The 25,208-nt window shown below is 70.5% G+C and carries 21 protein-coding genes; 7 read left to right on the top strand and 14 right to left on the bottom strand.

What is annotated here, in order from left to right:
* Positions 1-18: 18 nt before the first annotated feature.
* From AB0M46_RS19415 to AB0M46_RS19430, 4 genes are all read right to left on the bottom strand, one after another.
* Entirely contained in the window at positions 19-1,143 is a 1,125-nt protein-coding gene (locus AB0M46_RS19415; protein WP_363337753.1) for a hypothetical protein, read from the bottom strand.
* Positions 1,144-1,463: 320 nt separating this feature from the next.
* The gene (locus AB0M46_RS19420) at positions 1,464-2,417 is read right to left on the bottom strand and encodes a hypothetical protein (protein WP_363337754.1); all 954 of its coding nucleotides are present in this window, start codon (positions 2,415-2,417) and stop codon (positions 1,464-1,466) included.
* A gap of 402 nt (positions 2,418-2,819) precedes the next feature.
* Positions 2,820-3,632: an ion transporter gene (locus AB0M46_RS19425; RefSeq protein ID WP_363337756.1), complete on the bottom strand. Its 813-nt coding sequence runs from the start codon at positions 3,630-3,632 to the stop codon at positions 2,820-2,822.
* Between the two features lie 157 nt (positions 3,633-3,789).
* Positions 3,790-4,164, bottom strand: coding sequence for a DUF488 family protein (locus AB0M46_RS19430; RefSeq protein WP_363337758.1), 375 nt, complete (start codon positions 4,162-4,164; stop codon positions 3,790-3,792).
* 372 nt (positions 4,165-4,536) lie between these two features.
* Here AB0M46_RS19430 and AB0M46_RS19435 point away from each other — a divergent pair, with 372 nt between their 5' ends.
* From AB0M46_RS19435 to AB0M46_RS19450, 4 genes are all read left to right on the top strand, one after another.
* Complete coding sequence (locus AB0M46_RS19435; protein WP_363337760.1) at positions 4,537-5,886, top strand: NAD(P)/FAD-dependent oxidoreductase; 1,350 nt, start codon at positions 4,537-4,539, stop codon at positions 5,884-5,886.
* Positions 5,887-6,013: 127 nt separating this feature from the next.
* The gene (locus AB0M46_RS19440; RefSeq protein ID WP_363337762.1) at positions 6,014-6,484 is read left to right on the top strand and encodes a MarR family transcriptional regulator; all 471 of its coding nucleotides are present in this window, start codon (positions 6,014-6,016) and stop codon (positions 6,482-6,484) included.
* Positions 6,481-7,968, top strand: a complete 1,488-nt coding sequence (locus tag AB0M46_RS19445; protein WP_363337764.1) for an MFS transporter — start codon at positions 6,481-6,483, stop codon at positions 7,966-7,968. Before AB0M46_RS19440 ends, AB0M46_RS19445 begins: the two co-directional genes overlap by 4 nt.
* Positions 7,965-8,561: a cysteine hydrolase gene (locus AB0M46_RS19450; protein WP_363337766.1), complete on the top strand. Its 597-nt coding sequence runs from the start codon at positions 7,965-7,967 to the stop codon at positions 8,559-8,561. Before AB0M46_RS19445 ends, AB0M46_RS19450 begins: the two co-directional genes overlap by 4 nt.
* 10 nt (positions 8,562-8,571) lie before the next feature.
* On the opposite strand, the gene AB0M46_RS19455 is transcribed toward AB0M46_RS19450, so the two are convergent.
* Positions 8,572-8,814, bottom strand: coding sequence for a hypothetical protein (locus AB0M46_RS19455; RefSeq protein ID WP_363337864.1), 243 nt, complete (start codon positions 8,812-8,814; stop codon positions 8,572-8,574).
* A 141-nt stretch (positions 8,815-8,955) separates the two neighbouring features.
* Between AB0M46_RS19455 and zwf the strand changes: the two genes are divergently transcribed.
* Positions 8,956-10,434, top strand: coding sequence for a glucose-6-phosphate dehydrogenase (gene zwf / locus AB0M46_RS19460; RefSeq protein WP_363337768.1), 1,479 nt, complete (start codon positions 8,956-8,958; stop codon positions 10,432-10,434).
* A 73-nt stretch (positions 10,435-10,507) separates the two neighbouring features.
* Here the strand turns inward: zwf and gnd are convergent, their stop codons facing one another.
* From gnd to AB0M46_RS19480, 4 genes are all read right to left on the bottom strand, one after another.
* Positions 10,508-11,536 carry a phosphogluconate dehydrogenase (NAD(+)-dependent, decarboxylating) gene (gene gnd, locus AB0M46_RS19465; RefSeq protein WP_363337770.1) on the bottom strand — a complete coding sequence of 343 codons (1,029 nt, stop codon included), beginning with the start codon at positions 11,534-11,536 and terminating at the stop codon, positions 10,508-10,510.
* A gap of 93 nt (positions 11,537-11,629) precedes the next feature.
* Positions 11,630-12,703, bottom strand: coding sequence for a transaldolase (gene tal / locus AB0M46_RS19470; protein ID WP_363337772.1), 1,074 nt, complete (start codon positions 12,701-12,703; stop codon positions 11,630-11,632).
* 40 nt (positions 12,704-12,743) lie between these two features.
* Positions 12,744-14,807, bottom strand: a complete 2,064-nt coding sequence (tkt, locus tag AB0M46_RS19475) for a transketolase (RefSeq protein ID WP_363337774.1) — start codon at positions 14,805-14,807, stop codon at positions 12,744-12,746.
* 296 nt (positions 14,808-15,103) lie between these two features.
* Positions 15,104-15,484: a helix-turn-helix domain-containing protein gene (locus tag AB0M46_RS19480; RefSeq protein WP_363337776.1), complete on the bottom strand. Its 381-nt coding sequence runs from the start codon at positions 15,482-15,484 to the stop codon at positions 15,104-15,106.
* 83 nt (positions 15,485-15,567) lie between these two features.
* On the opposite strand from AB0M46_RS19480, the gene AB0M46_RS19485 reads away from it, so the two are divergent.
* Complete coding sequence (locus tag AB0M46_RS19485) at positions 15,568-16,002, top strand: nuclear transport factor 2 family protein (RefSeq protein WP_363337777.1); 435 nt, start codon at positions 15,568-15,570, stop codon at positions 16,000-16,002.
* A gap of 72 nt (positions 16,003-16,074) precedes the next feature.
* Here AB0M46_RS19485 and AB0M46_RS19490 read toward each other — a convergent pair whose 3' ends face one another.
* The 5 genes from AB0M46_RS19490 to AB0M46_RS19510 all read right to left on the bottom strand — a co-directional run bounded on the left by AB0M46_RS19490 (position 16,075) and on the right by AB0M46_RS19510 (position 24,053).
* Positions 16,075-20,070: a glycoside hydrolase family 38 C-terminal domain-containing protein gene (locus AB0M46_RS19490; protein WP_363337779.1), complete on the bottom strand. Its 3,996-nt coding sequence runs from the start codon at positions 20,068-20,070 to the stop codon at positions 16,075-16,077.
* Positions 20,067-20,930, bottom strand: a complete 864-nt coding sequence (locus AB0M46_RS19495) for a carbohydrate ABC transporter permease (protein WP_363337862.1) — start codon at positions 20,928-20,930, stop codon at positions 20,067-20,069. The genes AB0M46_RS19490 and AB0M46_RS19495 overlap by 4 nt, the downstream gene beginning before the upstream one ends.
* Positions 20,931-20,956: 26 nt before the next feature.
* Positions 20,957-21,943, bottom strand: coding sequence for a sugar ABC transporter permease (locus AB0M46_RS19500; protein WP_363337781.1), 987 nt, complete (start codon positions 21,941-21,943; stop codon positions 20,957-20,959).
* 14 nt (positions 21,944-21,957) lie between these two features.
* On the bottom strand, positions 21,958-23,226 hold the full coding sequence (locus AB0M46_RS19505) for an ABC transporter substrate-binding protein (RefSeq protein WP_363337783.1): 1,269 nt from the start codon (positions 23,224-23,226) through the stop codon (positions 21,958-21,960).
* Between the two features lie 476 nt (positions 23,227-23,702).
* On the bottom strand, positions 23,703-24,053 hold the full coding sequence (locus AB0M46_RS19510) for an IclR family transcriptional regulator C-terminal domain-containing protein (RefSeq protein ID WP_363337785.1): 351 nt from the start codon (positions 24,051-24,053) through the stop codon (positions 23,703-23,705).
* 126 nt (positions 24,054-24,179) lie between these two features.
* On the opposite strand from AB0M46_RS19510, the gene AB0M46_RS19515 reads away from it, so the two are divergent.
* Positions 24,180-25,175, top strand: a complete 996-nt coding sequence (locus tag AB0M46_RS19515) for a hypothetical protein (protein WP_363337787.1) — start codon at positions 24,180-24,182, stop codon at positions 25,173-25,175.
* Positions 25,176-25,208: the final 33 nt, after the last annotated feature.

The raw sequence follows: 25,208 nt of genomic DNA on the forward strand, positions 1-25,208 counted from the left end.
CCGGACGTCGACCGCTGCTCAGTGGAGAATGCTCAGTTGGTTGTTGGTGTCGTCGACGAAGTAGACGCCGCGGTTGTCCGGGGCGACAGCGAGACCGAACAGGGCGCCCGCGCCGAGGCCGTCGAGGGTGCGGAACGCGACCTGCTTGCCCAGCAACGGGTTGGTCTCGACGATGTTGCCGTCGCCGCCGTTGACGGTGAGCACGTTGCCGTTGGGCGCGATCGCCAGGCCGAGCGGCCCGTTCAGGTGATCGCCCTCGGTGACGGTACGGCCGGTGCCCGCGCTCGTCCAGCGCACGCCCGCGAACGGGATGGCGGCGATGCGGTTGGCGACGGTGTCGGCGACGTACAGTGTGCCGTCCTTGCCCAGGCCGACCCCGGTCGGGCCGATGATCAACGCATCCGGGTCGGTCTGCTCCGTGAAGCCCGAGGCGATGGTGGTGCTCTTGCGCAGGACCGGCGGCTTGCTGCCCTCGATCGTCAGCTCGAGGCGCAGCACGGTTCCCTGCTTGGTGGTGGGGGGCTGGCCGCCGACGATCCCGTTGAGGACGTTCGTGACGAACAGATTGACCGACCCTCCCCAGTCGTCAGCGGTCATGTCCCACGGGCCGTTGATGCCGTCCCCCGAGAACGTCTCGCGGACGGTGCCCGTGCTGTCGAGGACGATCAGGCAGCCCGGCTGGGCCGTCGCGGAGGTACCGTCCGCCGTGGGCAGGCTGCCCACGATCACCCAGCCGCTGCGCAGGGCCACGAGCGCGGTGGTCAGCCCGACGCCGCCCGGACACGCGCCCGGCAGGCTGCCGGCATCGATCTGCGCGAACAGGCTGACGTTGCCCCCGGGGCTGATCTGCACGATCGTCGTGCCCTTGCCTTGCTTGTTGCCGGCGTTGTTGAAGTTGCTGACGAGAACGTCACCCTTGTGCAGCTTGTCCTTGCTGCGTGGCACCACCGCGACGCCGTACGGGTTGACGTCCCCGTTGTCCGGCACCGTCGACGCGACGGTGTCGACCTTGTGGAACTGATTGATGAACGGCGCCCCGAAATTCCATTCGCCCGTCGAATGGGCGCCCGCGCTCGGGGCGAATGCTCCGACCGCCAGCGCGGTCACCGCCGCGCAGATGACGGCCTTTGCTGTGAACCTCACGACTTGTGTTTGCCTTCCTACGCTCACGGATCAGGCAACCGGGCCAGCCGGAGTCCGCGATCGCACGGCTCTCCGGTCGCCGGGTCGGCCAGGAATGCGCCCGCCCCCGCTCGCACACGCAGCAGCTGAGGTTCATGGGTCGCGGTGCCGTGTGCTTCCCGGATTCCGCCGACGGAAACGCCCAATCCTTGGCGTGGATGCAAAATCAGTGGATAGGTCAGGGAACACGCGGGATAGACAAAATGTACGTTTTGCGATCGCGCGGCTCGGACGTGGTGTTCGTCGGGTTGCGGGGCGGTCCAGCCTGCGAGCAGGGGCGGTCAGCGCAGGGTGGCGAGGTCCAGCAGGTGCCAGGTCATGGTCTCGTTGTCGCCGGTGGCCCACCACAGCCAGCTGCCGTGCAACCCTTCGGCGGTGGAGACGGCGATGCCGGCGCGCCGGCCGGTGGCAAGGTCATAGAGGCTGAGGCGTTCGCTGGTGGTGCCGGCCTGGGTGGAGATCGGCGCGGTGAAGAACTCGAAGCGGTCCAGGGCGGCGATGTCGACGAAGACCGGCACCTCGCCGTCGGTGTTGATCCGGCCGGTCTGTCCGGTGCCGTCGGTGCGGTGCAGCGTGACGACCGCCGACTGCTCGGTCCGCACGACGGTGCGGCACCAGACCACGGCGCAGTACACGTCCTGGCCGGGTGGTTCGGTGAAGGTGCGTTGCGCGCCGGTGACGAGGTCGAGCTGGACGACGGGCCGACCGCCGATGCCGTTGTCGCCGGCCCAGGGCCAGCCGGTGAGGTGATAGGTGCCCTCCAGCGGGCGGACGGTGACGGCGCCGCCGCCGACCGGGACGGATCGCAGGTCGGTGGTCGGCACGGTGGTACCGCGGGTGGCCGTCCACCAGATCCGGCCGTCGGCGACCTGCAGGTCGTGCATGCTCCCGGCGAAGGTCGGGTGGCCGGTGTCGGTGGTGAGCACCGTGGCGTGGCCGGCGGTGTCCGCGCGGTGCAGCGTGCCGGTGCTGCCGCCCTGGTCGTCGGCGACGCTGGACATCCAGTACACGTGGCCGGCGTCGGCGGTGACGGCGTCGAACGCACCGCCCCCGGCGATCGGGATCGTGTCCAGGCGACGCGGGTGGGCGAGGTCGGCCGGGTCGAGCAGGGCCAGGGAGGCGGTCGCCGGGTCGGCGTCGGCGATCTGGACCACGATCGTGTCCCGGTCCACCACCGCCGCCGGGGTGAAGGTCGTCCCGTCGGGCAGGGTGGCCGGCAGGTCGACGGTGCGCACGTCCGGCCAGATCCCGGCCAGGGTGGCCGGCGCGGCACCGCCGCCAGAGGTGCTCGCACCGGGGTGGGCAGGGCCAGCAGCACCGCGGTCGCCGCGACGGCGGCCGCGGCGGCCACCCGGACCAGGCTGACCGCGGCGACGGCGACGAGGACGGCGCCCGCGGCAATGAGGTACCCCTGCAGGCCGGGCTTGACGTAGCGGACGTAGGTGCCGGTCCACGCGGTGCGGATCAGCGCGCCGCCGATGAGGAGCAACACCACCGACTGGATGCCGGCCCGGCCGTTCATAGCAGCACCGCCCTGCATCGGGCACAGGTTACGCCTCCGGCCGATGCGCCGGGCGCCGGTGTCGTGCCCGCGACACCGGTGGGTGCACGCGTGAAAGTATTGCTACGTCTGCATTTCAGCGCGTCGGCAGGCGGTCCGCGGCGGGCGGCCGGGGTTGGCGGGGCGGGGCGCCGTCGTAGTCCGCGCGCAGCTGCGCGATCTCGACTCGTAGCGCACGGACCTCGTCGAGGAGCAGCGAGTCGACGCTCTCGTCCACCTGCTTCTCCGACTCCATGGCGCTGACCACCACGGCGGTGAAGAGGTTCAGCACGACGAACGTCGAGACGAGGATGTACAGCACGAAGAATATCCATGCGGTTGGATGGTGTTGCAGCAGCTCGCGGGCGATGTCGGGCCACGCCTCGCCGGTCATCACCTGAAACAGCGTGAAGAGGGTTGTGCCGAGGTCACCGAAGTACTGGGGCGCGGTGGCACCGTAGAGCTCGGTGGCCAGCACGGCGCTGACGTACAGCACCAGGCACAGCAGCATGACGATCGACAGCATGCCGGGGATCGCGGTGAACAGTCCCCGGACGACCCTCCGCATGCTGGGAACGGCCGTGATCAGCCGAAGTGCCCGGAAGATTCGCAGCGCACGCAGGATCGCCAGGCTGCCGGTGGCCGGCACCAGTGCGATGCCGACGATCAGCAGGTCGAAGACGTTCCACGGGTCACGGAAGAATCGCCAGCCGTGTGCGTAGAGGCGAAGTGCCAGCTCGATGACGAATACGCCGAGCAGGACCGTATTGAGGACGTCGATGAACCCCGCGTCGGTCCGATCCGAGGTCATCAGGCCGAGCAGGACCGCGTTGAGCACGATCGCGCCGATGACGACGCGATGGAACGGCGCGGACTCCACCAGGGCCTTCACCCGTTCGCGCTGGGTCATAGAGGCAAGCACGAGGTGACAGGGTAGGTCGTGCTCCGCGCCGCTGGCACGTCGAGGTGGCGGCGGCCACACCGCGTCGCGGTCCGGGTCGGGCTTGGGGGCGCCGGCTCGGGCAGTCCTCCGGCCGGCAGGTGGGGCTGCCGAGCTCGGCGGCGCATCAAGCCCTGGCGCTCCCGGCGGCGGTCAGCCACTCGGTGAGGACGGCGGCCTGGCTGTGGTCGACGTCGTGGGTCGCGGTCAGCAGCGTCACCTTGTCGTGGTTGGCGATGTCGCGCAGATGGTCCGCGGCCTGCTGCCGCTCAGGATCGCGCAGTTCGGTGAGGTAGCGGCGGCGGAACTCGTCGAAGCGGCTGGGTTTGTGTCCGTACCAGCGGCGTAGTTCGGTGGACGGGGCGACGTCACGCAGCCACTCGTCGAGATGTGCGTCCGCCTTGCGCATCCCCCGCGGCCAGACGCGATCGACGAGCACCCGCTTGCCGTCCTCGGGCGAGGACTCCTCATAGATCCTGCGGTATGTGACGTCTTTGGTCATGGCAGCACTCCCCAACTGACCGCACTCGTGTGCGCCAGTGGACGTCTTCTTCCCATCATGCGCCTGCGCGATGGGATCGTGTCGCAATCGGGCCGGGGACCGGGTGCGCCACGACGGCCCGCGAGCAAGGCTGCAGGCACGCCATCGGTCTCGCCTCACAGCCCACCGCCACGCACCCCTGCGACGGGATGCATGCTCCGCGACGTCCTGCGCCGTGGCGCCGGCATCGCCGGTCTGCCGGCACCGCCGGACCGGATCTGACGATCCCGCACAGCCGCTCGAAGCGTCGCGCCGGCGGACGTGTCGAACCCGTGGACCCGGGTAGGCCAGCAGTGCTAGGGGCAGTCATGCGCGAGCAGAAGAGGATGGACCATGAAGAAATCCTTTGATGTCGTCGTGATCGGAACAGGCGAAGCCGGCTCGACGGTGGCCACACGATGCCAGGCCGCGGGCCGGAACGTGGCGATCGTCGACTCGCGGCCCTTTGGTGGCACCTGTGGGCTGCGCGGCTGCGACCCCAAGAAGGTGCTGGTGGGAGCGGCCGAGATCATCGATCGGAGGCGTCGCATGGAGGGCCGGGGCATTGCGGGGGACGTGCGCATCGACTGGCCCGAGCTGATCCGTTTCAAGGCCACGTTCACGGACCCGTATCCCCGGCAGCAAGAGGAAGTCCTCGTCAAGGAGGGGGTGGAGACCTTCCACGGGCGTGCACGCTTCCTTGACGAGCGTTCGATCGAGGTTGGCGAGGACGTGCTCGACGGCGATCGCCTCGTCGTAGCGGCCGGCGCCTGGCCGAGAACGCTGGGCATCCCGGGCGAGCACCACCTCACCCGCAGCGACCAGTTCCTCGACCTGCCGGAGTTGCCTCGACGGATCGTCTTTGTCGGGGGCGGCTACATCGCCTTCGAGTTCGGCCACATCGCGGCCAGGGCCGGGGCGACAGTGACCATCCTGCAACGAGCGGATCGGCCGCTCAAACACTTCGACCAGGACCTCGTGGCGCGGCTGCTGGAGCGCACCCACGACGTGGGCATCGACGTTCGGGCCCGTACGATCGTCACGGGCGTCGAAGGCGCACCGGGAAACCTCCGGGTCACGGCCTCGACGGGTTCGGGAACCGAGGTGTTCGAGGCGGACATGGTCGTCCATGCGGCCGGTCGCGCACCCGAGATCGACGATCTCGACCTGTCCACCGCCGGGGTCGAGTTCGATCGCCATGGGGTCAGGGTCGACGACCACCTGCAGAGCGTCTCGAACCCGGCGGTGTACGCGGCGGGCGACGCGGCCAACAGCGGAGGCCTGCCCGAGACGCCGCTCGCCCAGTACGAGGGCAGCGTCGTTGCCGACAACCTCCTGAACAGCAACCAGCACACGGCGGACTACCGCGGCATGGCGAGCGTGGTCTACTCGATTCCCGCGCTGGGCGCGGTGGGCCTGACCGAGCAGGAGGCCCGCGCCAAGGGCCTGAACTTCACCATGAAGCAGGCGGACACCTCCAGTTGGTACTCAGCGCGGCGGGTCGCCGAGCCGGCGTCGATGTTCAAGACCCTGGTCGAGAAGGGCAGCGGCAAGATCCTCGGCGCTCACCTCCTGGGCCCGGAGGCCGACGAGTTCGCGAACGTCTTCGCGCTCGCCATCCGGGCGGACATCCGCGCCGACGCGTTGAAGAACACGCTGTTCGTCTACCCGACCCAGGCCTCGAACATGGCATGGATGGTGTAGCGCGCCCTACTCGCCGCCTACGCGGAACCGGGCCGGGCAGCCGTGTCCGGCCCGGCCGTGCGTCTGTCATCCCGACGAATTCAACAAGTAACTTGGTAAAGTTACTTGTTGGGTTTACGCTAAGGTCGTGACCACGGACCCCAGCCCGCAGCAGTCCGCTGCGACCGCACAGCGCCTCAGCGAGGCGATCAAGCGGATCCGCGCACGCTTACGCGCGGAATCGGGACAGCATTCGATCGGCCTGACCGTGACGCAGCTCGCCGTGCTGAGCACCGTCATGCAGGAGGGGCCGATCACCGCGGCCCGGCTCGCCTCGCTCGAGCACGTCAGCCCGCAGTCCATTGCACAGAGCCTGGCGGTGCTCAAGGCCGCCGGGCTCGTCCACAGCGAGCCCGACCCGCAGGACGGCCGCAGGAAGCTGATCCACGCCGACCCCTCCGCGACCGAACTGGTCGACAAGCTGCTCGCGGGGCGTGCCTCCTTCCTGGCGCGGGCCATCGACCAGGTCGTGGCCGCGGAGGAGCGCAAGGACCTGGAGAAGGCCGTCGAGCTGCTGGAACGTCTTGCTGCGGCCGACCTGAGGGACGGCGGAATGTGACCACCACCGCCACGCAGGCCGCCCCTGCGACGCACCTCCCGCGCAAGCCTTTTGCGTGGACCTTCACCACCCCGCTCTACGTGGGCGCCAGTCTCAACCCGATCAACAGCTCCATCATTGCGACCGCTCTGGTCCCCATCGCCACGGCGTTGCACGTCTCGGTGGGCAGCACCAGCGCGCTGATCTCCTCGCTCTACCTGGCCAGCGCCGTTGCGCAGCCCACGGCGGGCAAACTGGCGGAGGTCCTCGGCGCGCGCCGGATCTTCCTGTCCGGGATCGTGCTGGTACTGCTCGGGGGCCTGGTCGGCGGTTTCGGCCAGAGCCTGGCGATGCTGACCGTCGCCCGGGTGCTGATCGGCGTCGGCACCTCGGCCGCCTTCCCGTGCGCCATGGTGCTGATTCGGCGCCGCGCCGAGGCGGCCAGGCTTGACGCTCCGCCGGGCGGAGTGCTCGGCGGCATCGCGATCGCGGGCATGGCCACCATGGCCGTCGGCCCGCCGATCGGCGGACTGCTGGTGGGCGCCGCGGGTTGGCGCTGGGCGTTCCTGATCAACGTCCCGGTCGCCGCGATCGCGCTGGTCATGGCCATGCGCTGGCTGCCCGGCGATCCCGTGCTCAGCCACGGGCATCGCGGCTTTCGGCAGGTCGCCGACCGGATCGACCTGCCCGGCATCCTCGGCTTCGCCATCTCGATGAGCGCGCTGGTCATCTTCCTGATGAGCCTGCCGCATGCAGCGTGGCTCGCGCTCGCCGTCTTCGTAGTCGTCGCCGCGCCGACGGTCGTGTGGGAGCTGCGCAAGACCGCGCCGTTCTTCGACCTGCGCAGTCTCGCCGCCAACGGCCCCCTGGCCCGCACCTACCTGCGCCAGGCGCTCACCCTGCTCGGTGTCTATTCGGTGTTGTACGGCATGACCCAGTGGATGCAGGCCGGATACGGGATGTCAGCCGTGACGGCGGGACTCCTGCTGCTGCCGATGGGCGCCGTCTCCGCGCTGCTCTCGCGCCCGCTCGCCAGCCGCAACCTGGTGCGCGGACCGGTGATCGTCTCGGCGGTGACCATGCTGCTCGGCGCCGCCGGCACCATGTTGCTCACCTCGCACAGTCCGGTGATCGCCATCGTGCTGGTCTCCCTGATCTTCGGCGTCACCTCCGCCACCAGCACGATCGCCAACCAGACCGCCCTCTACCGCGCGGCGCCGCCCGACCAGATCGGCACCGCTTCCGGGCTGTTCCGGACCTTCGGATACCTCGGCAGCGTCACATCCGCCGTGATCGGCAGCATCGTCTTCCGCGACGGCGCGAGCGACCACGGTCTGCACACCCTCGGCACCGTGCTGGTCGGGGCGGGCCTCGCGGTCCTGCTGATGACGGTCCTCGACCGCCGTCTGACGAGCCGCGTGCCGAACCAGCCGACCGGCACCGACGACCAACCCCCGCACGACAACCGCGAACACCGAGCGACCACCAAGGAGAACACCGCGTGAGCACCACCACCCTCCCCCCGATCGACCCCGAGCGTACCGCCCTGCTGGCCATGGACTTCCAGCACGGGATCGTCGCCTACGCCCCCGACGCCGACGCGCTCGTGGAGCGGGTCAGGGGCGCCATCGCCGACGTTCGCGCCGCCGGCGGCACCATTGGCTACGTCCGCGTCGCCTTCACCGAGGACGACTGGACCGCGGTCCCCGAGACCAACAAAGCCTTCACCGCCGTCGCCGGCGCGAAGATGCTGCACCACGAGGACGCCAGCACACAGATCGACGAGCGGCTCACGCCCGAGGAAGGCGACATCGTCGTACGCAAGATCCGCTTCGGTGCGGCTTCCACCACCGATCTCCACCAACGGCTGGGCGAGCTGGGCATCGACACCCTGGTACTCACCGGGATCAGCACCAGCGGCGTCGTGCTGTCCACGCTCATCGACCTGGCCGACCGCGACTATCGCGTCTTCGTGCTGTCCGACGGCGTCGCCGACCCCGACCCCGAGACCCACGAGGTACTGCTGAGCAAGGTGTTCCCGACCCGCGCCCATCTCATCGACACCACCCGGCTGCGCGAGTTGCTGCGGCCCGCCTGACGCCTCCCAGTCAGGACGCCGGGCCGGGCCGGCGCCGGACGGGTGCACGGCCCGGTGGCTGGCTGGGCCGTGGACCTGGTTCGGCCGGCGGGATGGGGTGGTCGTCCCCGCCGCGCGCCGCGCGCTGGCGCAGGAAGTCGTCGAAGGTCTCCTGCCACGCCGCCGCGTGCACCGCCGCCGTCGGGGTCAGGACGCCGTCGAGATCGAACAGACAGGCGCGCACGCCTGCGGGCAGGCTCAGCACCTCTCTCACGCTACCTGGGATGGTCCGGCAGCAACCATCCCAAGGTGAAGTTCCTCAGTCCACCGGCGCGGTCATCGGTGTATGACCGCGCGAGCCGGGTATGGGCTCAGAAAATCCACATCACACCCGGAACCAACAGGACCAGGGATCATGAGCGTTCAATATGCAGCACCTGGTACCAGGGAGTCCGTTACGCCGCAGCGGGAGGACGCACCCCGCGACGATCACGTGATCGTGCTGTTCGGCGCCACCGGGGACCTCGCCAGACGCAAGTTGCTACCCGGGCTGTTCAGCCTGGCGAAGGCCGGCCTGCTGCCGGCCAGATATCGGATCGTCGGCTCGGCCCGGTCCGCACACACCGACGAGCAGTTCCGCCAGCACGCCAGGGACGCCGTGGCCGAGTTCGGGCTGGCGGAGCCGACCGGCGAGGCCTGGCACGAGTTCGCCGAGTCGCTGTCCTTCGGCGCGGCCGCGCCCGCGGACCCGCAACCGCTGCTCGACGCGGTGGCGGCGGCCGACAAATCGATCGGCGGGCACCCACGCCGGCTGATCCACCTGGCCGTGCCGCCGCAGGGCTTCACACCCACCCTCGGCATGCTCGACGGCACCGGGCTGGCCAGCAGCAACACGCGCGTCATCATCGAAAAGCCCTTCGGCACGGACCTGGCGTCCGCCCGCGCGCTCGACGACACCATCCACGCCACCTTCGACGAGTCCCAGGTCTTCCGCATCGACCACTTCCTGGGCAAGGAGTCCGTCGACAACATCCTCGCCCTGCGCTTCGCCAACGGCCTGTTCGAGCCGATCTGGAACCGCGACCACATCAGCCACGTCCAGATCGACGTGCCCGAGACGATCGGCATCGAGGGCCGCGCCGGGTTCTTCGAGCAAACCGGCACCTTCCGCGACATGATCGTCACCCACCTGCTCCAGGTGCTGGGCTTCGTGGCGATGGAACCACCCACCGCCCTGGCCGCCAAACAGCTGCGCGACGAGACCAGCAAGGTCTTCGCGGCCGTGCTGCCCCTGGACGCCACGCGCGTGGTCCGCGGCCAGTACCGCGGCTACCGCGACGAGCCCGGCATCGACCCCGGCTCGCAGACCGAGACCTTCATCGCCGCACGCTTCGAGGTGGACAACTGGCGCTGGTCGGGAGTGCCGTTCTACCTGCGCTCCGGCAAGTCGCTCGGACAACAGCGGCAGGTCGTCACGCTCGGCCTCAAACGACCGGCGCTGCGGATGTTCGCCCTCGATCCGGACACGAACGTCACGCCCACCAACAAGCTGGTGATCGACTTCGACGATCCCGGCTGGATCGCGGCCCGCTTCCTGGCCAAGGAGCCCGGCGCCACCATGCGCCTGGGCGAGGCCACCATGACCTTCCGGTACGCCGACTCGTTCTGCAACCGGCACGCACTGGCCGGCTACGAACGGCTCCTCCTCGACGCGATGCTGGGCAACCAGTCGCTGTTCACCCGCGCCGACGGCATCGAACGGCTCTGGGAGCTGTCCGCCCCGCTGCTGGACAACCCACCACCCGTGCAGCCGTACGACCCCGGATCCTGGGGCCCGGACTCCATCCACGAACTCATCTCGCCGCACCACTGGTACCTGCCAGACAGCCCATGACACCGCCCGTCCGCCCGATGCTCGCCGACGTCGGGCGGTCCAGCGGTACGTCCTGCCCCGCGGTTGAGCTGGGTCAGCCCCGCTTCTCCGCGTGGCCGCCGAACTCGCTGCGCATCGCGGAGAGCACCTTGTCGGTGAACTCGCCGAGCCCTCGCGACTCGAAGCGGTCCATGAGGGCCGTGCTGATCACCGGGGCGGGCACGCTCTCGTCGATCGCCGCCTGCACGGTCCAGCGGCCCTCGCCGGAGTCCGAGACACGCCCGGTGAAGTCCTCCAGCTGGGGTGAGCGGGCCAGCGCGTCGGCGGTGAGATCGACCAGCCACGACTCGACGACGGAACCGCGCCGCCACACCTCGGCGACCTCGGCCACGTCGATGTCGTACTGGTATCCCTCCGCGTCACGCAGCGGCGCGGTCTCGGCGTCGACGATCCGGGTGGACTTGCCCGCGTTGGCGTGCCGGATGATCGAAAGCCCCTCGCCGATGGCGGCCATCATCCCGTACTCGACGCCGTTGTGGACCATCTTCACGAAGTGGCCGGCGCCGTTGGGCCCGCAGTGCAGGTACCCCTCGGGGGCGGTCCCGTCCCTGGTCCGGCTCGGCGTGAGCTCCGCGCTGCCGTGGCCCGGGGCGATGGTCCGGAAGATCGGGTCGAGCCGCCTGACCGGCGCCTCCTCGCCGCCGATCATCAGGCAGTAGCCGCGTTCCAGGCCCCACACCCCGCCCGACGTACCGCAGTCCAAATAGTGGATGCGATGCGCGGCGAGCTGCCGGGCGCGGGCGAGGTCGTCGTGGTAGTAGGAGTTCCCGCCGTCGATCACGACGTCGTCCGGGTCGAGCAGCGTGACGAGCTCGTCGAGTGTGGGCTGCACGGCCGCGGCCGGCACCATCAGCCAGACCGCGCGCGGCCGGTCGAGCTTGGCGACCAGATCCGCGAGCGAGTTCGCGCCGGTCATACCCTCACCGGCGAGCTGCCGCACGGTTTTCTCCGTGCGGGCGTACCCGACGCACCGGTGGCCGTCCCGCATGAGCCGGCGGACCAGGTTCGCGCCCATCCTGCCCAGCCCGACCATGCCGATCTGCATGGGCTTCTGCGTCGTCATGATGATGCTCCCCTCGAGCAGCGCCTCAGCTCTTCCACGAAGAGCGCTCCCACAACGGCGGTCGGTGTGATGCGCGGGTCGCCGCGGCACACGTCAGGCGACCGCGGCGCGTTGCGTGGCGATCCTCGCCACGAGGTCGTTCCAGGCGGTGACGAACGTTTTCGCCCCGTCGGACTGCAGTTTCGCGGCGAGGCCGTCCGCGTCGATGCCGGCGTCACGGAACCGGGCCAGCATCGCGTCGCAGTCGCCGCCGTCGGCCGGCATCGACTCCCCGATCTCGCCGTGGTCGTAGAACGCCTGCAGCGTGGTGTCGGGCATCGTGTTGATCGTGAACGGCGCGGCGAGCCCGTGGACGTAGAGCGTGTCGGAGGCCGCGGGATCCTTGGTCCTCGTGCTGGCCCACAGCAGCCGCTGGATCCGCCCGCCGGAGTTCTGCACGCGTTGCACCCGGTCGGAGTCCATGAGCCGCCGATATGTCCGGTAGGCGGCGAGGCCGACGGCGAGCCCGAGCTCGTCCTTCAGCTCCTCCGGGACGAGGGTGGCGACCGCGGCATCCCAGCGGGACATGAAGACGGAGGCGACCGACCCCACGGCGGGATCGAGCTGGCGCTCGAGCCGGCGTTCGACGCCGGTCAGGTACGCGTCCGCGGCGGCCTCGTACTGCTCCGGCGAGAACAGCAGGGTGACGTTCACGGGCACCCCGGACGCGACGCACTCGGTGATCGCCGGCAGGCCCTCGGCCGTTCCGGGGATCTTGATCAGGAGGTTGGGTCGCGCGGCCCACACGTGCAGCGCCTTGACGGCCGCGATCGTCCCCGCCGTGTCGAAGGCGAGCAGCGGCGACACCTCCAGCGACACCCACCCGTCCACGCCGTCGGTGCGCTCGTGCACCGGCAGGAACTCGTCCGCGGCCCGCCGCAGGTCCTCGACCGCCAGCTCGTAGAACAACGCCTCGTCGGAGCACCCGGTCGCGGACTTCGCCCGGATCGCGTCGTCGTAGTAGCCGGACTCGATCGCCTTGTCGAAGATCGACGGATTCGACGTGAGCCCGGTGACCGAGTACGTGTCGATGTAGTGCTGGATCTGGCCGGAGTCGAGCATGCTCCGGGTGATGTTGTCGAGCCAGAGGCTCTGCCCGCGCTCGTGCAGGATCTGGGTTGCCTTCACGTCCCCTCCTTGCCGGCTCCGGGTGCGGCCGCCCCGGCGGTCAGGTGTTCGCGGCCACTTGCTCCCGGGCGACCTGTGTGACCCGTTCGGGCGTGAACCCGAACTTGGACAGCAGCTGTTTGAGTGGCGCGGACGCGCCGAACGTGTGCATGCCGACGATCGCGCCGGCGTCCCCCACGTACCGTTCCCAGCCGAGCGTGGACGCCTGCTCGATCGCGACGCGGGCGCGGACCGCCGGGGGCAGCACCTCGTCGCGGTACCGGCGCGGCTGCCGGTCGAACAGCTCCCAGCACGGCATGCTCACCACCCGGGCGCCGATCCCGTCGACGGCGAGCTCGTCGCGTGCCGCGAGCGCCAGCGCCACCTCCGAGCCGGTCGCCAGCAGGATCACGTCCGGCTCGCCGGAGGGCGGGTCGGCCAGCACGTACGCCCCCTTCGCGACCCCGGCCGCGGCGGCCAGCCGGGTGCGGTCGAAGGTGGGCACCCGCTGCCGGGTGAGCACGAGCGCCGCCGGTTCGCGCCGCAGTCCGGCGACGACCCGCCAGGATTCGACCACCTCGTTGGCGTCGGCCGGGCGGAACACCAGCAGTCCCGGCGTGGCCCGCAGCGCGGCGAGCTGCTCGACGGGCTGATGGGTCGGCCCGTCCTCGCCGACCCCGATCGAGTCGTGGCTGAAGATGTGCACCGTCGGGATCTCCATCAACGCCGACAGCCGGATCGCGGCACGGGCGTAGTCGGAGAAGATCAGGAAGGTCGACCAGTACGGGCGGAGCTTGGTCAGTGCCATCCCGTTGGCGATCGCCGCCCCCGCGTGCTCGCGGATGCCGAGGTGGAAGTTGCGTCCGGACTGGCCAGCCTGGAAGTCGCCGGCGCCGGCGAACGTGAGGCGGGTCCCGGTGGACGGGGCGAGGTCGGCCGATCCGCCCAGCAGCCACGGCACCGCCTGCGCCAGCGCGTTGAGCACCTGACCGGAGGACTCGCGGGTGGCGATACCCTTCGCATCGGCCGGGAAGGTGGGCAGCGCATCCTGCCATCCGTCCGGCAGTTCCCGTCGCTGCATCCGCTCGATCTCGTCGGCCAGCTCCGGGTAGCGCGCCCGGTACCCGGCGAAGCTCGACCGCCAGGCCGAGCGTGCCGCCCCGCCCCGGGCGCCGATGCCCTGCGCGAACCACTCGGACACCTGGTCCGGGATGTAGAAGTCGACGTCGTCGGGCATGCCGAAGAACCGTTTGGTCTCCCGTACGGCCTGCGAGCCGAGCGGCTTGCCGTGCGCCTGCGCGGTGTCCTCGACCGGGGAGCCGTACCCGATGTGGCTGTGCACCACGATCAGCGTCGGCCGCTCGTGTTCGGCCTTGAAGTTGTGCAGCGCCCGCTCCACCGAGTCGAGGTCGTTGGCGTCCGCGACGGTCGTCACGTTCCAGCCGTACGCCAGGAAACGCTCGGCCACGTCCTCGGTGAACGCGAGGTCGGTCGAGCCCTCGATCGTCACCCGGTTCGAGTCGTAGATCCAGCACAGGTTGGCCAGCCGCAGGTGGCCGGCGAGCGAGGCCGCCTCCGACGAGATGCCTTCCATCAGGTCGCCGTCGCCGGTGATCGAGTACACGTCGAAGTCGAACAGCTTGAAGCCGTCCCGGTTGTACCGCGACGCCAGCCACCGGCCGGCGATGGCCATCCCCACCGAGTTCGCGTCCCCCTGGCCGAGCGGTCCGGTGGTGGCCTCGACCCCGCTCGTCCACCGGTACTCGGGGTGGCCGGGCGCGCGCGAGTCGAGCTGCCGGAACGTCTTGAGGTCTTCGAGGGTGACCGAGGGACGGCCGAGCACCTCGTAGTCCGGGTCAACCGCCCGCACCCCCGTGAGGTGCAGCAGCGACCACAGCAGGGCCGAGGCGTGACCCTCGGACAGCACGAACCGGTCCCGGTTCGGCCAGATCGGATCGGCCGGGTCGAACCGCAGGAACCGCTGCCACAGCGTGTACGCGACCGGCGCGATCCCCATCGGCGTACCCGGATGTCCTGACTCCGCCCGCTGGACCGCGTCCATGCACAGGCCGCGGATGGTGTTGACGGAAAGGGTGTCCAGATCAAGGGCCGTGGTAGTCAACATGACCTCCGTGGATCGTGGATCTTGGCGTAGATCTTGCGCCACGGTTCTTGCGCCACGGTCGGCGCGTCGGCGCCCAAGCCGTACCGTACAAACCAATATCCGCAGGGTCCCGCCAGACTCACCCGGACCGAGCGATTGTCCTGATCTTCGCCGCTGGCCGTCTGTACGGGTCGCATAGCGACGTGGGCGGGTGCTGGTGGGCGCGCTGGCTCGCTGATGCACCCGATGCAGCAATGCTCTGGGGCTACCCGACAGCGCGCTGGGCGCGGCTCGGCACGTGCCGATGCCGCGGCTGGTCACCCGCTGTGTTGGCGGTCGTAGGCGGCCTGGGCGGCGGCGACGGTGCTGCGATGTCGCTTGGCCCAGGCCGTGAGTTCCAGCAGCGACGTGTGGAGTTCCTGGGCCATCTCCGTCAGCGTGTACTCGACCCTGGGCGGAACGACCGGATGGACGATGCGCACGAGCAGGCCGTCCCGCTCCAGCTTGCGCAGCTTGAGCGTGAGCATGCGCCGGCTGATCCCGGTGATCGAACGTTGCAGCTGCGTGAATCGAACCGGACCCTGCGCAGCGGCTACCAGGATGCCGATGCTCCACTTCCCCGAGACGCGATCGAGGACCTCCGAGACCGGGCATGCCTCGCTGGCCAGGGCTGACACATCGATGTGACTCTGGGACATGAAAGTGCCTTCTTCCGATGGGCTCGACCGGCACCAATCATGGACTCCGACTCAACTCGTGCACCAACCCGGAAGGCGGCTCAATGCTTCAGGAACTCGCAGACCGCGCCGCGATCGTGGACGCCGTCATCGCGTACGCGACGGCCCTGGACACCAGGGACTGGGCGAAGCTGGGCGCGCTGTTCACCGACGACGCTTGGTGGGAGTACAGCAGTTCGGGAGAACGGCTCTGCGGGCCCGACGCGATCGTTGCCAGGATCAGCACGAGCCTGGCGCGATTCGACGCCACCCACCACCTGAACAGCAACCACGTCGCCGTGGTGGACGGCGACGAGGCCCAGCACACGTGTTACTACCAGGCCCAGCATGTCCGCCTTGGCCTGCCCGACGGCGAGAAGTTCCTCGGCGCGGGCCGCTACGACGACCGGCTGCGCCGCACCCCGGATGGCTGGCGGTTCACGCAGCGCACGATCACTAGCGTCTGGAGCGAGGGAAACCCCGCTGTGATCACGTCCTGACGACAGGTCACGGCTCGCGCCGCCAACCATGTTGTGGCGGTGGTCCACCGCCACAACATGGGCTGCACGCGCTCAGGCGCCGCCGGGGCTGACGACGATGCGGACGGGTTCGCAGTAGGCGATCCGGCCGAAGGCACAGATCTTGGGCTGGGCCCAGAACTCCCCCGGTGGCGTCCCGACCGGGACGGCGACGGGGAACTCGACGCACTGCGTGGACCCGGGCGCGATGGTGAAGCCCCGGGTCGGCTCGCTTGTCAGCGGCCAGATGTAGTGCGGGGTGATGAGCTGGGCGTGCCCCTGCAGCGGCGTGCGCAGGTCGTGGCTCACCCGCACGCGGACGTGGCCACGCGTCCCGGGGGCCAGCGTGAGCTCCCGGGCCTCGGCGCGCGCGTGCAGCAGCGGCCCGGGCGCCGGCCGGCCCACGGGCACGACGAGGGCGTCCTGCAGCTCCTGGCCCCGGTGGGCGATGCTCGCCGCGACCGCGTACCAGCCGGGTTCGGCGTCGTCGGGAGCCGTGACGGTGACGGGCACGCCGAGGTGGCCGCCCGCGGCGACGGTCACGGACGCCGACCCGGGGGTGGTGACCCAGCCCTCCGGCGCCCTGACGAGCAGGTCCCCGTCGTAGCCGGCGTCGGTGTCGTCGCAGACGATCTGAGCGCGCAGCCGCACGCCGGCCGCGGCGCCGTCGTCCCGCGGCTGGTCGTCCGGCCGGAGGGTGAGCGCGACCGGCAGGTTGCCCATGGGGGCGGGGCCGCAGTTGTGCAGCCAGTAGCGGGTGAACACGGGCTGCACGGGTTCGGTGCGCGCCGCGAGGGCCGTCCCGCCCCGCTCGGCGCGGGCCGGTGACAGGGCCAGCGACGTGATCCGGTACCCCTCGACGTCGAGCCGCACTTCCCGGCCGTCGTGCTCGAGGGACGCGCCGGGGCGGTCGAGCAGGTCTGCGGCCGTGGCCGAGGCGATGCCGCCGGCGAGGCGGATCGTGACGCTGCCGGACCGGCCGTGTGGCTCGTAGCCGCGGACGATCAGGCTGTCGCACGGGTCCGCGGGCGCCGCGGAGCCGGTGGCCAGCGGCTCCCCCTGCGGCTTGACCGCGGTGACGACGAAGTTCCCGGCGGGCTCGACGCTCAGCAGGGATCCGGTGGCCGGCAGTGCCCCGTCGCCGGCCGGCGCGGCGGTCGCGGCGAGCGGATGGTTGACGGACTGCCCGGCGGCGACGAAGCCGGCGGCGCGCCATCCGCCGGGGCCGCTCACCAGGTGGTACGCGAAGCGCCTGCTGGTGAGGTGCTGGAAGCTGCGCCCGCCCGGTGCGTTGAGGTCCGGGAAGTTGATCGCGGTTCCGGTGGGCCAGCCGGTGCACGCGCGGGCCAGCGACATGTTCAGCGTGCCGTCGGGCTCGACCGCGAAGCCGGGGGTACCGCGGTTGAGCAGCGCGACGGCGTAGTCCTCGACGGCCGTCTCGCCGTGGTGCAGCGCGGAGGGCTGCGTGACGTGCACGTTCGCGTCACGGAGGTCGTCGAGCAGCTCGGTGAGGGCGTGCTGCTCGGCCTCCGCGTCGCTGCCGGCGATCAGCAGGACGGGCAGGTCCCGGATCGGGCGCACGTCGGCGCCCGGCCGCCAGACCTCGCCGAGCGGCCGGGCGGCGGGGATCCAGAGGCGGGCCGTGCCGGTGGCCTCGAGCTGGGCGGCCAGTTCGGCGGCATACGGCGCCGGCGCCCGGCCGAGAAGCTCGGCGACGAACCCGTTGCGCTGAGGGGTGCCGACCGCGACGCGGCAGTCGGGGAGGTTGGAGTCGGTGTCCAGCGCGCCGTAGCGGTGTCCCGTCGCGCGCGTCACGGTGGCGGTGACGCCCGCCCGGGCCAGCCCGATGGCGAGCCGCCGGGTCGAGCGCAGGCCCTCGTCGCCGTCGGCGACCACGATCTCGGCGATGGACACCGCGCGCGAGCGCGCGGAGCGCTCCTGTGGATCGTGGAGGTGGACGGTCAGTGCCGCCCCGAGGCCGAACCACTGGTGCGCCGTGTTGTCCAGGGTCCGGGGGTGCTCCGCCGCGTCGGCGTCGAGCAGGGCGTAGCCGCGGCCGATGACGGCGGCCGCGGTCTCGCTGACGGGCATGCCGCCGGGGACGTCGCAGGGTATGCGTACCCGCAGGAGCCGGTCGGTGGCGGCGAACCCGTCGATGTCCGTGGCGAAGTCGATCCGGTCGATGCCATACCACAGGGTGGTCTGCTGGGTGTAGCGGCATCCGTCGACCGTCGCGGTGGCCGTGACGCGCTCGCCGATCGGGCAGCGTTCGACGGTGACGTCGGCCGTGGTGTCCGCGCTGCGCCAGGCGATGGCATGGGGCAGCAGGTGCCACGGGCCCTCGCCGAACTCGGGGTGGTCGCGGTGCTCGGCGACGCAGACCAGCTCGTTGCCCACCCGGCCGCGCGGGAGGATGTCCCGGCCGGCGGTGAGGTCGGTGATCTCGGTCAGGGCGCCGCCCCGCGCGGGGTCCGCACGCACCCGGTAGCGGTCGTTGGCGATGCTCGTCGCCTCGACGGGTTGCCACGCGGACGCCGATGGCTGCGCGGTGCCGGGCAGCAGGCGGTAGGTGCGGTAGCCCAGCGACGGTACGTCGCGCGCGACCCACCGCAGCAGCGCCCGGCCCGGGCGGCCGGCGGCGGCGTGCGCGAGGGTCTCGGTGAGGTACGGGACCGGGACCCCGGCGTCGTCGGTGAGCGTGACGCCCACGGCCGGGTCGAGGTCGATCTCCAGGCCGACGGTGTCCGTCCGGGGGTGTGCCAGGGGGTTGAACACGACGACCGCGGTGCCCTCTCCGCGGGTGTCGACGTGCCGGGTCAGGTGCCGGCGGGCCGAGGAGTCCACGTCGGCGGCCAGGTCGTGCGCCTCCCGCCAGCCGGCGACCAGGTCGAGATAGACCTGGTCGGACTGGGTGCCGGTGACCGCGTCGTGGTGCGCGCCGAACAGCAGCAGCCGCCACGCCTTGTCCACGGCCGCGGCGGGGTAGGCCGCGCCGTGCAGCGCGGCGAAGGTGGCCCACTTCTCGGCGTCCAGCAGCAGCGTCTCCACCTGGCGGTGGGCCTGCTTGGTGTCGATCGCGGTGACGTCCTTGCCGGTGTAGATCGGGTTCATGTCGCGGGTCTGCGGCGTGGCGTGCACGCCCCTCGCGGCGAGCTCGTCCCGCACGGCGGTGAAGAAGTCGCGCGGCAGGCCGTAGCGCAGCCGCACGCCGGGGTACCGCTCGTCCCAGGCCGCGCGCAGCTCGGTGACCCAGCGCATGGGAGGGCTGAAGTCGCTGCCCATCGGGATCAGGACGTTGCGGGTCGCGGCGGCCGGGCTCAGCTCGGTGAACAGCTCGTGCAGCTGCGCCGCCGCGGCCTGCGGGTCCTGGGCGGCGTCGAGGCTGAAGCCGGCCGAGTAGTGCCCGGCCATGTAGTGGGTGAGCAGGCCGTCCCCGCCGGGCGACACCCACTCGAACTCGGTGGGGAACTGGGTCGGCGCGAACGGCTTGCGATGCTCGCGGATGTTCCAGCTGGTCAGCATGGGCCCCCACTGGTGGTAGGGGCCGCGGGCGAAGGCGATCGAGCTCAGCCCGGCGCCGGCCATCACCTGCGCGAACTGCGGATCGTGGCCGAACACGTCCAGCTGCCACGCGGTGGACGGGATGCCCCCGACGACGTGGCGCTGAAACCCGGCGCCGTGCACGGCGTTGCGGATCGTCGTCTCGATGCCGGTGAGGTTGGTGTTGGGCTCGTTGTAGGTGCCGCCGACCAGCTCCAGGCGGCCGTCCGCGATCAGTCGCCGGATGAGCTCGCGGTCCTCGGGGTACGTGTCCCAGTACGGCTTGAGGTAGTCGACCTCGGCGAGGACCACGCTGTACTGCGGATCCTCGCGGATCTTCGCCAGGTGCGCCTTGACGAGGCTGAACGCGCTGTGCCCGGGCCAGGCGAAGTGTGCCTCGCCCGCGTCGGGGACCTGTGGCTGGTCCCAGGTCTCGGTGTACGCGGACTGGGTGTTCCACCACACCGGGTCGTAGTGGAAGTGCGGGATGAGCCAGACGGTCCAGTTCACGCCTTCACGGCCCCCTGCATGATCCCGCCGATGATCTGCTTGCCGAGGAAGAGGAACACCAGCAGTACGGGCGCGGTGCTGATCAACGTTCCCGCGAGCACGAGCGAGTAGTCCATGTAGTAGCCACCGGCCAGTGTGGACAGTGCGACCTGGGTGGTCGGGTTGCCCTGGCCCAGGGCCAGCAGCGGCCAGAAGAAGTCGTTCCAGGTGTTCATGAAGGTGAACAGCGCGAGCACCGCGGCGACGGGCCGCGCCGCCGGCAGCACCACGTGCCAGTACAGCCGGTGCGTCGAGCATCCGTCCATCCGGCCGGCCTCCAGCAGCGCGTCGGGCAGCGCCTCGGAGAGGTACTGGCGCACCAGGAAGACGCCGAACGCGGAGGTGGCCGCCGGGACGATGACCGCCTGGAGGTGCCCCGTCCAGCCCAGCCACTGCGACATCATGATGTATAGCGGGATGATGCCCAGCTGGGCCGGCACCATCATCGTCACGAGCAGGAACCCGAGCAGGGGGTTGCGGCCGCGGAACTTGAGCTTCGCGAAGGCGAAACCGGCCAGCGTGCTGGTGAGCACCACGGAGAGCGTGACCACGGTCGAGACGATCATCGAGTTGGCCAGGGCGAGGCCGAAGTTCGCCTGGGTGTACGCCCGCTGCAGGTTCTCCCACAGGTGACCGCCGGGCAGCAGCCGGGGCGGCCAGCTCCCCGCCGCGGAGTTGTCGTTGGACGCCGCGACCAGCGACCAGTACAGCGGGAACGCCGACACCGCGGCGATGAGCCCCACCAGCAGGTAGGTCCTGGGTCCGGCGCGGCGCTGGCTGGGCGACGCGGACCGCCCGCGGACCCGGCGAGCGCCGGTCATGGCCCGGGAGACCGGTATCAGGGTCGTCATGTGGAGCTCCGAATGCGTCGGGACAGCAGGTAGTTCCCACCCACCGCCAGCACGATGATCATGAACATGGCCCAGGAGACCGTGGCGGCGTAGGAGTACTTGCCGTGGGTCCAGAACTGCTCGTACACGTACATGGCGAGGGTCTGGAACTGGCGGGAGTCCCCGCCGGTCGGGCTCATCCCCGGGTTGAACATCAGTGGTTCGGTGAACAGCTGGATCGTGCCGATGGTCGACATGATCACGCTGAAGATGATGGTCGGGCGCAGCGCCGGGACGGTGATGGTCCGGAACTTGCGGAACTGCCCGGCGCCGTCGAGGTCCGCCGCCTCGTAGAGGTCGTCCGAGACGGCCTGCAGCGCGGCGAGGTAGATCAGGGAGTTGTAGCCGGTCCAGCGCCAGGTCAGGATGACGGCCAGCGCCACCCACGACTGCCAGGTGCCCGACTGCCAGTCGACCTTGCCCAGGCCGACCAGGCTGAGCACCCAGTTGATCAGGCCCAAGTCCCGCCCGAACAGCTGGGCGAAGATCAGCCCGACGGCGGCCACCGAGGTGATGTTGGGCAGCAGGACGCCCATCCGCAGCAGGGTGCGGGCGCGCATCCGGCGGTGCAGCAGGTGGGCGATCCACATCGCGAGCAGCAACTGCGGCACGGTGCCCAGCACGCCGATCGCGGCGGTGTTGATCAGCGCGTTCCAGAAGTAGTCGTCGTGCAAGAGCCGCGTGAAGTTGCCCAGCCCCACGAAGGTGCGCTGGCTACCGGGGATGTCGCGGTTCCACTGGGTGAGGGCCATCCAGCCGGTGTAAAGCAGCGGGAACAGCCCGAACGCCGCGAACACCACGAAGAACGGGGCGATGTAGAGGTACGGCGTGCCGCTCACGTCGAACTTGCGGCGCAGTTGGGACCACCGCTCAACCTTTGCCGGCTTTGCCGGTGCGGCATCCCGATGCTCGGGCAACACCGGCGGAGGTGCGATCACTGCCATCAGGCTCGTCCTTTCTACGGCTCGGTGGCGTTCGCGACGTCTTTGAGAACCTGTTGCCACGCCTGGGCGGGTCGCTGCTTGCCCTTGTCGACCCGGGTGATCCCGAGGCCGATCAGCGGTCCGATGTCGCCGTCCTTGGGGCCCTGGTACTGCGGCCGCAGGGTTCTCGCCGCCTCTGTGAAGATCCGGCCGGTGGGCGCGTTGTTGAAGAAGGCGTTGGTGTTGCCGAGCACGGCCGGGTCGTCGTAGAGCGCGGCCTGGCTGGGCAGGTGGCCCTGGGTGCGGAAGATCCAGCTCGCCTGCTCGGGTGCGGTCAGCCACCTGGCGAGTTCGGCGGCCTCCTTGCGGTGCTTGCTCTGCTTCGGCACGGTCAGGAACGAGCCGCCCCAGTTGCCGCTGCCGCCGGGGATGGTGGCGATGTCCCACTTGCCGCTGGTCTGCGGCGCGTTCTGCTTGATGGTGTCGGTCATCCACGCCGGGCAGGCCACGGTGGCGAACGATCCCCGCTGGAACCCGGCGTTCCACTGCTGGCTGAACGTCGCCAGCTTCGCCGACTCGCCGGCCTGCACGGCCTCGACCGCGAGGTTGAACGCGTTCTTGACGGCCGGATTGTCCGCCACCACGACCTTGTTGCCGGGGGCGGTGTAGCCGACCGGCGCCTGGCCGACGATGGCGTTGAAGATGTTGGAACCGGAGTCGAACCAGGCCACGCCGTCGGGCGCGTTGGCCTTGAACCGCTTGCCGGTCGCGATGTACGACTCCCAGTCCGGCCACAGCGCGGCCACCTGGTCGCGGTCGGTCGGCAGGCCGGCCTGTGCGAACAGGTCCCGGCGGTAGCACATCGCCAGGCCGCCGACGTCCGCTCCCAGCCCCATCAGGCTGCCGTCGGCGCCGGTCGCCTGCTGCGACTTCCACGGCAGCCACGTGCCCGGGTCGGCGCCGTAGTCCCTGAAGTCGACGAACTTGTCGGACATGACCTTGAACTGCGAGATGTAGCCGCCGTCGATGGCCTCGATGTCGCCGGTTCCCGATCCGCCCAGCAGGTGCGCCTGCAGGTTCTTGTGGTGGTCGTCGTACGAGACGATGTGCTCGACGATCTTGACCCCGGGATGGCTCTGCTCGTACTTGGTGTACAGGTCGCGGTATCCCAGGTCGCCGAAGATCTCGACCACGAGCTGCGTCTGGCCCGGCTTGGCGGTACCGCACGCGCCGAGCGTCGTGGCGACGAGCGCCAAGCAGCCCAGCATCAGCGCGGTCAACGCTGCGGGCCTGCGGGTGCGCATCGAATCTCCTTCAGGGTTTCGGGGGTGCTCGGACGAGTGGCGGGATCGGGTTCGCAGGAACGAGAGCGCGGCATCGCCGCACGACGAGTGCGTCACCGAATCCGAGGGTCGGCCCGAAAGGCCGTCGCCGGCCCGGTCGACCGGGCACGAACGCGAGGCCGCGGCGGAGGCGCTAGCAGGACGACGGCTTCGTGCAATGCGGTCAACAGCGCAGTGCACCCGGTCTCCGCGGTGGCGGTCGGCGCCGGCCCGCAGCGCGAACCTCGCGGGAGCGGCCCCAACTGCCGCAGACTTTAACCCGATTGTTTTGATCCTGTAAAGCCCGAATTGCGGAGAACGTTCGTATTATCCGCTCGGCAACTATTGAACGTTCAGGCGCCGTGGTCCATCATGTCGACCACGGTCACGGCGTCGAGGTGGCCTTCGGCCCCGGGCCGCCCAGACGTCCGGACCTGCCGTTGGACGGCCGCCCGCCGTTACGCCACGCTGAGCCGCTCGGCCGCGAGCGCGATGGTGCCCACGTGGCGGCTCGGCGTGTAGGCCCCCGTCAACCCGGTCAGGCCGACCACGGCCACGACCGTCCCGCCGGCGTCGCGCACCGGCGCGGCGACGCAGCTCCAGCCGAGCCGGAACTGCTGCTCCTCCGTCGCCACGCCGTTGTCGCGGATCCGCCGCAGCTCCGCGTCCAGCTGCCGGCGCGACGACGGGGCGTGCGGGGTCGCCGGTCGCAGCGGCAGCCGCTCGAAGCGCTCCGCGATGTCCGGCCGGTGGGCGAGCACGACCCGTCCGGTCGCGGTCCCGATGTACCCCTGGAGCTTCTCGGTCATCGGCCACGGAAAGTTGACGCTCGGCACCGGCCGGGGCCCGTGCGCCATGTCGAACATGAGGACGTCGTCGCCGTCGATGAGGCTGAGCCAGGCCGACTGCCCGGTGCGCCGGTTGAGCTCCCGCAGTTGCGGCCCGGCGGTGCGGCGCAGCGCGTCGGCGCGCTCGTCGTCGCCGGGCTCAATCGCGTCCTGGGCGACGGCTGGTACCGCGACCTTCCGGGCGGCAACGGCGTCGACCAGGCCGACCCCACCGGCGCAGGCGGCCAGGGCGGCGGCGGGTCGAAGTGCCGCCAGCCGAGCGCGGAGACCACCGGGAAGCTGCCGAAGCTCGGGGGCGGCTACACGGCCACCATCAACCCGTGCCTGTCGTTCGTGGACGTGCTGGCAAACCTGAACGACATGGTGCCCGAACGCGGCGAGAAGGTCCCCGGCAGCGAGGCCAAGAACGGGTCGCCCGACAAGGTCCGGGCCCAGCGGGAGAGGTTCCACCGAGGCGTGGCCGCGGCCCGCAAACGCATCGGCACGCTGGTGACGGCGAAGGACGCGGTGCAGTGCGGGTACGCCACCGACCACCTCGCGATCGGGCTCTACCAGGCCAAGAGCCCCAAGTGGTCGGCCGGCGTCGTCGCGGTGCTCAAGGGCGACATCGACGCGGTGACCGAAACGGCGGTCTGCACGCTGCTGCGCCAGATCCCCGGCCTCGGCGACACCGAGTCGGACGAGCAGCCCGCCCCGCGGGTGTCGTTCTGCTTCGACCACCGCCGGCAGGGGGACTACACCTGGATGTGGCTCGGCTCCAGCGATGTCGTCTGCACGTTGTTCGCCGACAAACTGGGCGGCGGCTCGGCCGAACACCCGCAATGGCCGCTCGTCTGGGCTGACCCGCTCACCAAGCGGGACGGCCCGCACCCCGGCGCCAAGGAGCGGGGCAAGCTGCCGTTCGGCACTCCCGTCGACCCGGATTGCCAGGTCACGGGCAAGAAGGGCGACGAGGTCGTAGGCCTGTCCGGCCAGCCGGACAACATCTGGGTCAAGCTCCGCGACGGCTCCTACGTCTCCCACGCCTGGCTGATCCGGCGCGACCGCCAGGAGCTGAACATCCCCGACTGCGATCCCCAGTAGCCGGCCAGGCAGGCCGGGTCCAGGCAAGCGACG

The organism is Dactylosporangium sp. NPDC051485 (genome assembly GCF_040682015.1).
Classification (GTDB): Bacteria; Actinomycetota; Actinomycetes; order Mycobacteriales; family Micromonosporaceae; genus Dactylosporangium.

Excerpts from the sequence above, each read along its gene's own strand:
- AB0M46_RS19505 (WP_363337783.1), bottom strand. The coding sequence starts at position 23,226 with ATGCGCACCCGCAGGCCCGCAGCGTTGACCGCGCTGATGCTGGGCTGC.
- AB0M46_RS19430 (WP_363337758.1), bottom strand. The coding sequence starts at position 4,164 with ATGACCAAAGACGTCACATACCGCAGGATCTATGAGGAGTCCTCGCCC.
- zwf (WP_363337768.1), top strand. The coding sequence starts at position 8,956 with ATGAGCGTTCAATATGCAGCACCTGGTACCAGGGAGTCCGTTACGCCG.
- AB0M46_RS19435 (WP_363337760.1), top strand. The coding sequence starts at position 4,537 with ATGAAGAAATCCTTTGATGTCGTCGTGATCGGAACAGGCGAAGCCGGC.
- tkt (WP_363337774.1), bottom strand. The coding sequence starts at position 14,807 with ATGTTGACTACCACGGCCCTTGATCTGGACACCCTTTCCGTCAACACC.
- AB0M46_RS19500 (WP_363337781.1), bottom strand. The coding sequence starts at position 21,943 with ATGGCAGTGATCGCACCTCCGCCGGTGTTGCCCGAGCATCGGGATGCC.
- gnd (WP_363337770.1), bottom strand. The coding sequence starts at position 11,536 with ATGACGACGCAGAAGCCCATGCAGATCGGCATGGTCGGGCTGGGCAGG.
- AB0M46_RS19485 (WP_363337777.1), top strand. The coding sequence starts at position 15,568 with ATGCTTCAGGAACTCGCAGACCGCGCCGCGATCGTGGACGCCGTCATC.
- AB0M46_RS19480 (WP_363337776.1), bottom strand. The coding sequence starts at position 15,484 with ATGTCCCAGAGTCACATCGATGTGTCAGCCCTGGCCAGCGAGGCATGC.
- AB0M46_RS19425 (WP_363337756.1), bottom strand. The coding sequence starts at position 3,632 with ATGACCCAGCGCGAACGGGTGAAGGCCCTGGTGGAGTCCGCGCCGTTC.
- AB0M46_RS19510 (WP_363337785.1), bottom strand. The coding sequence starts at position 24,053 with ATGACCGAGAAGCTCCAGGGGTACATCGGGACCGCGACCGGACGGGTC.
- AB0M46_RS19495 (WP_363337862.1), bottom strand. The coding sequence starts at position 20,930 with ATGACCGGCGCTCGCCGGGTCCGCGGGCGGTCCGCGTCGCCCAGCCAG.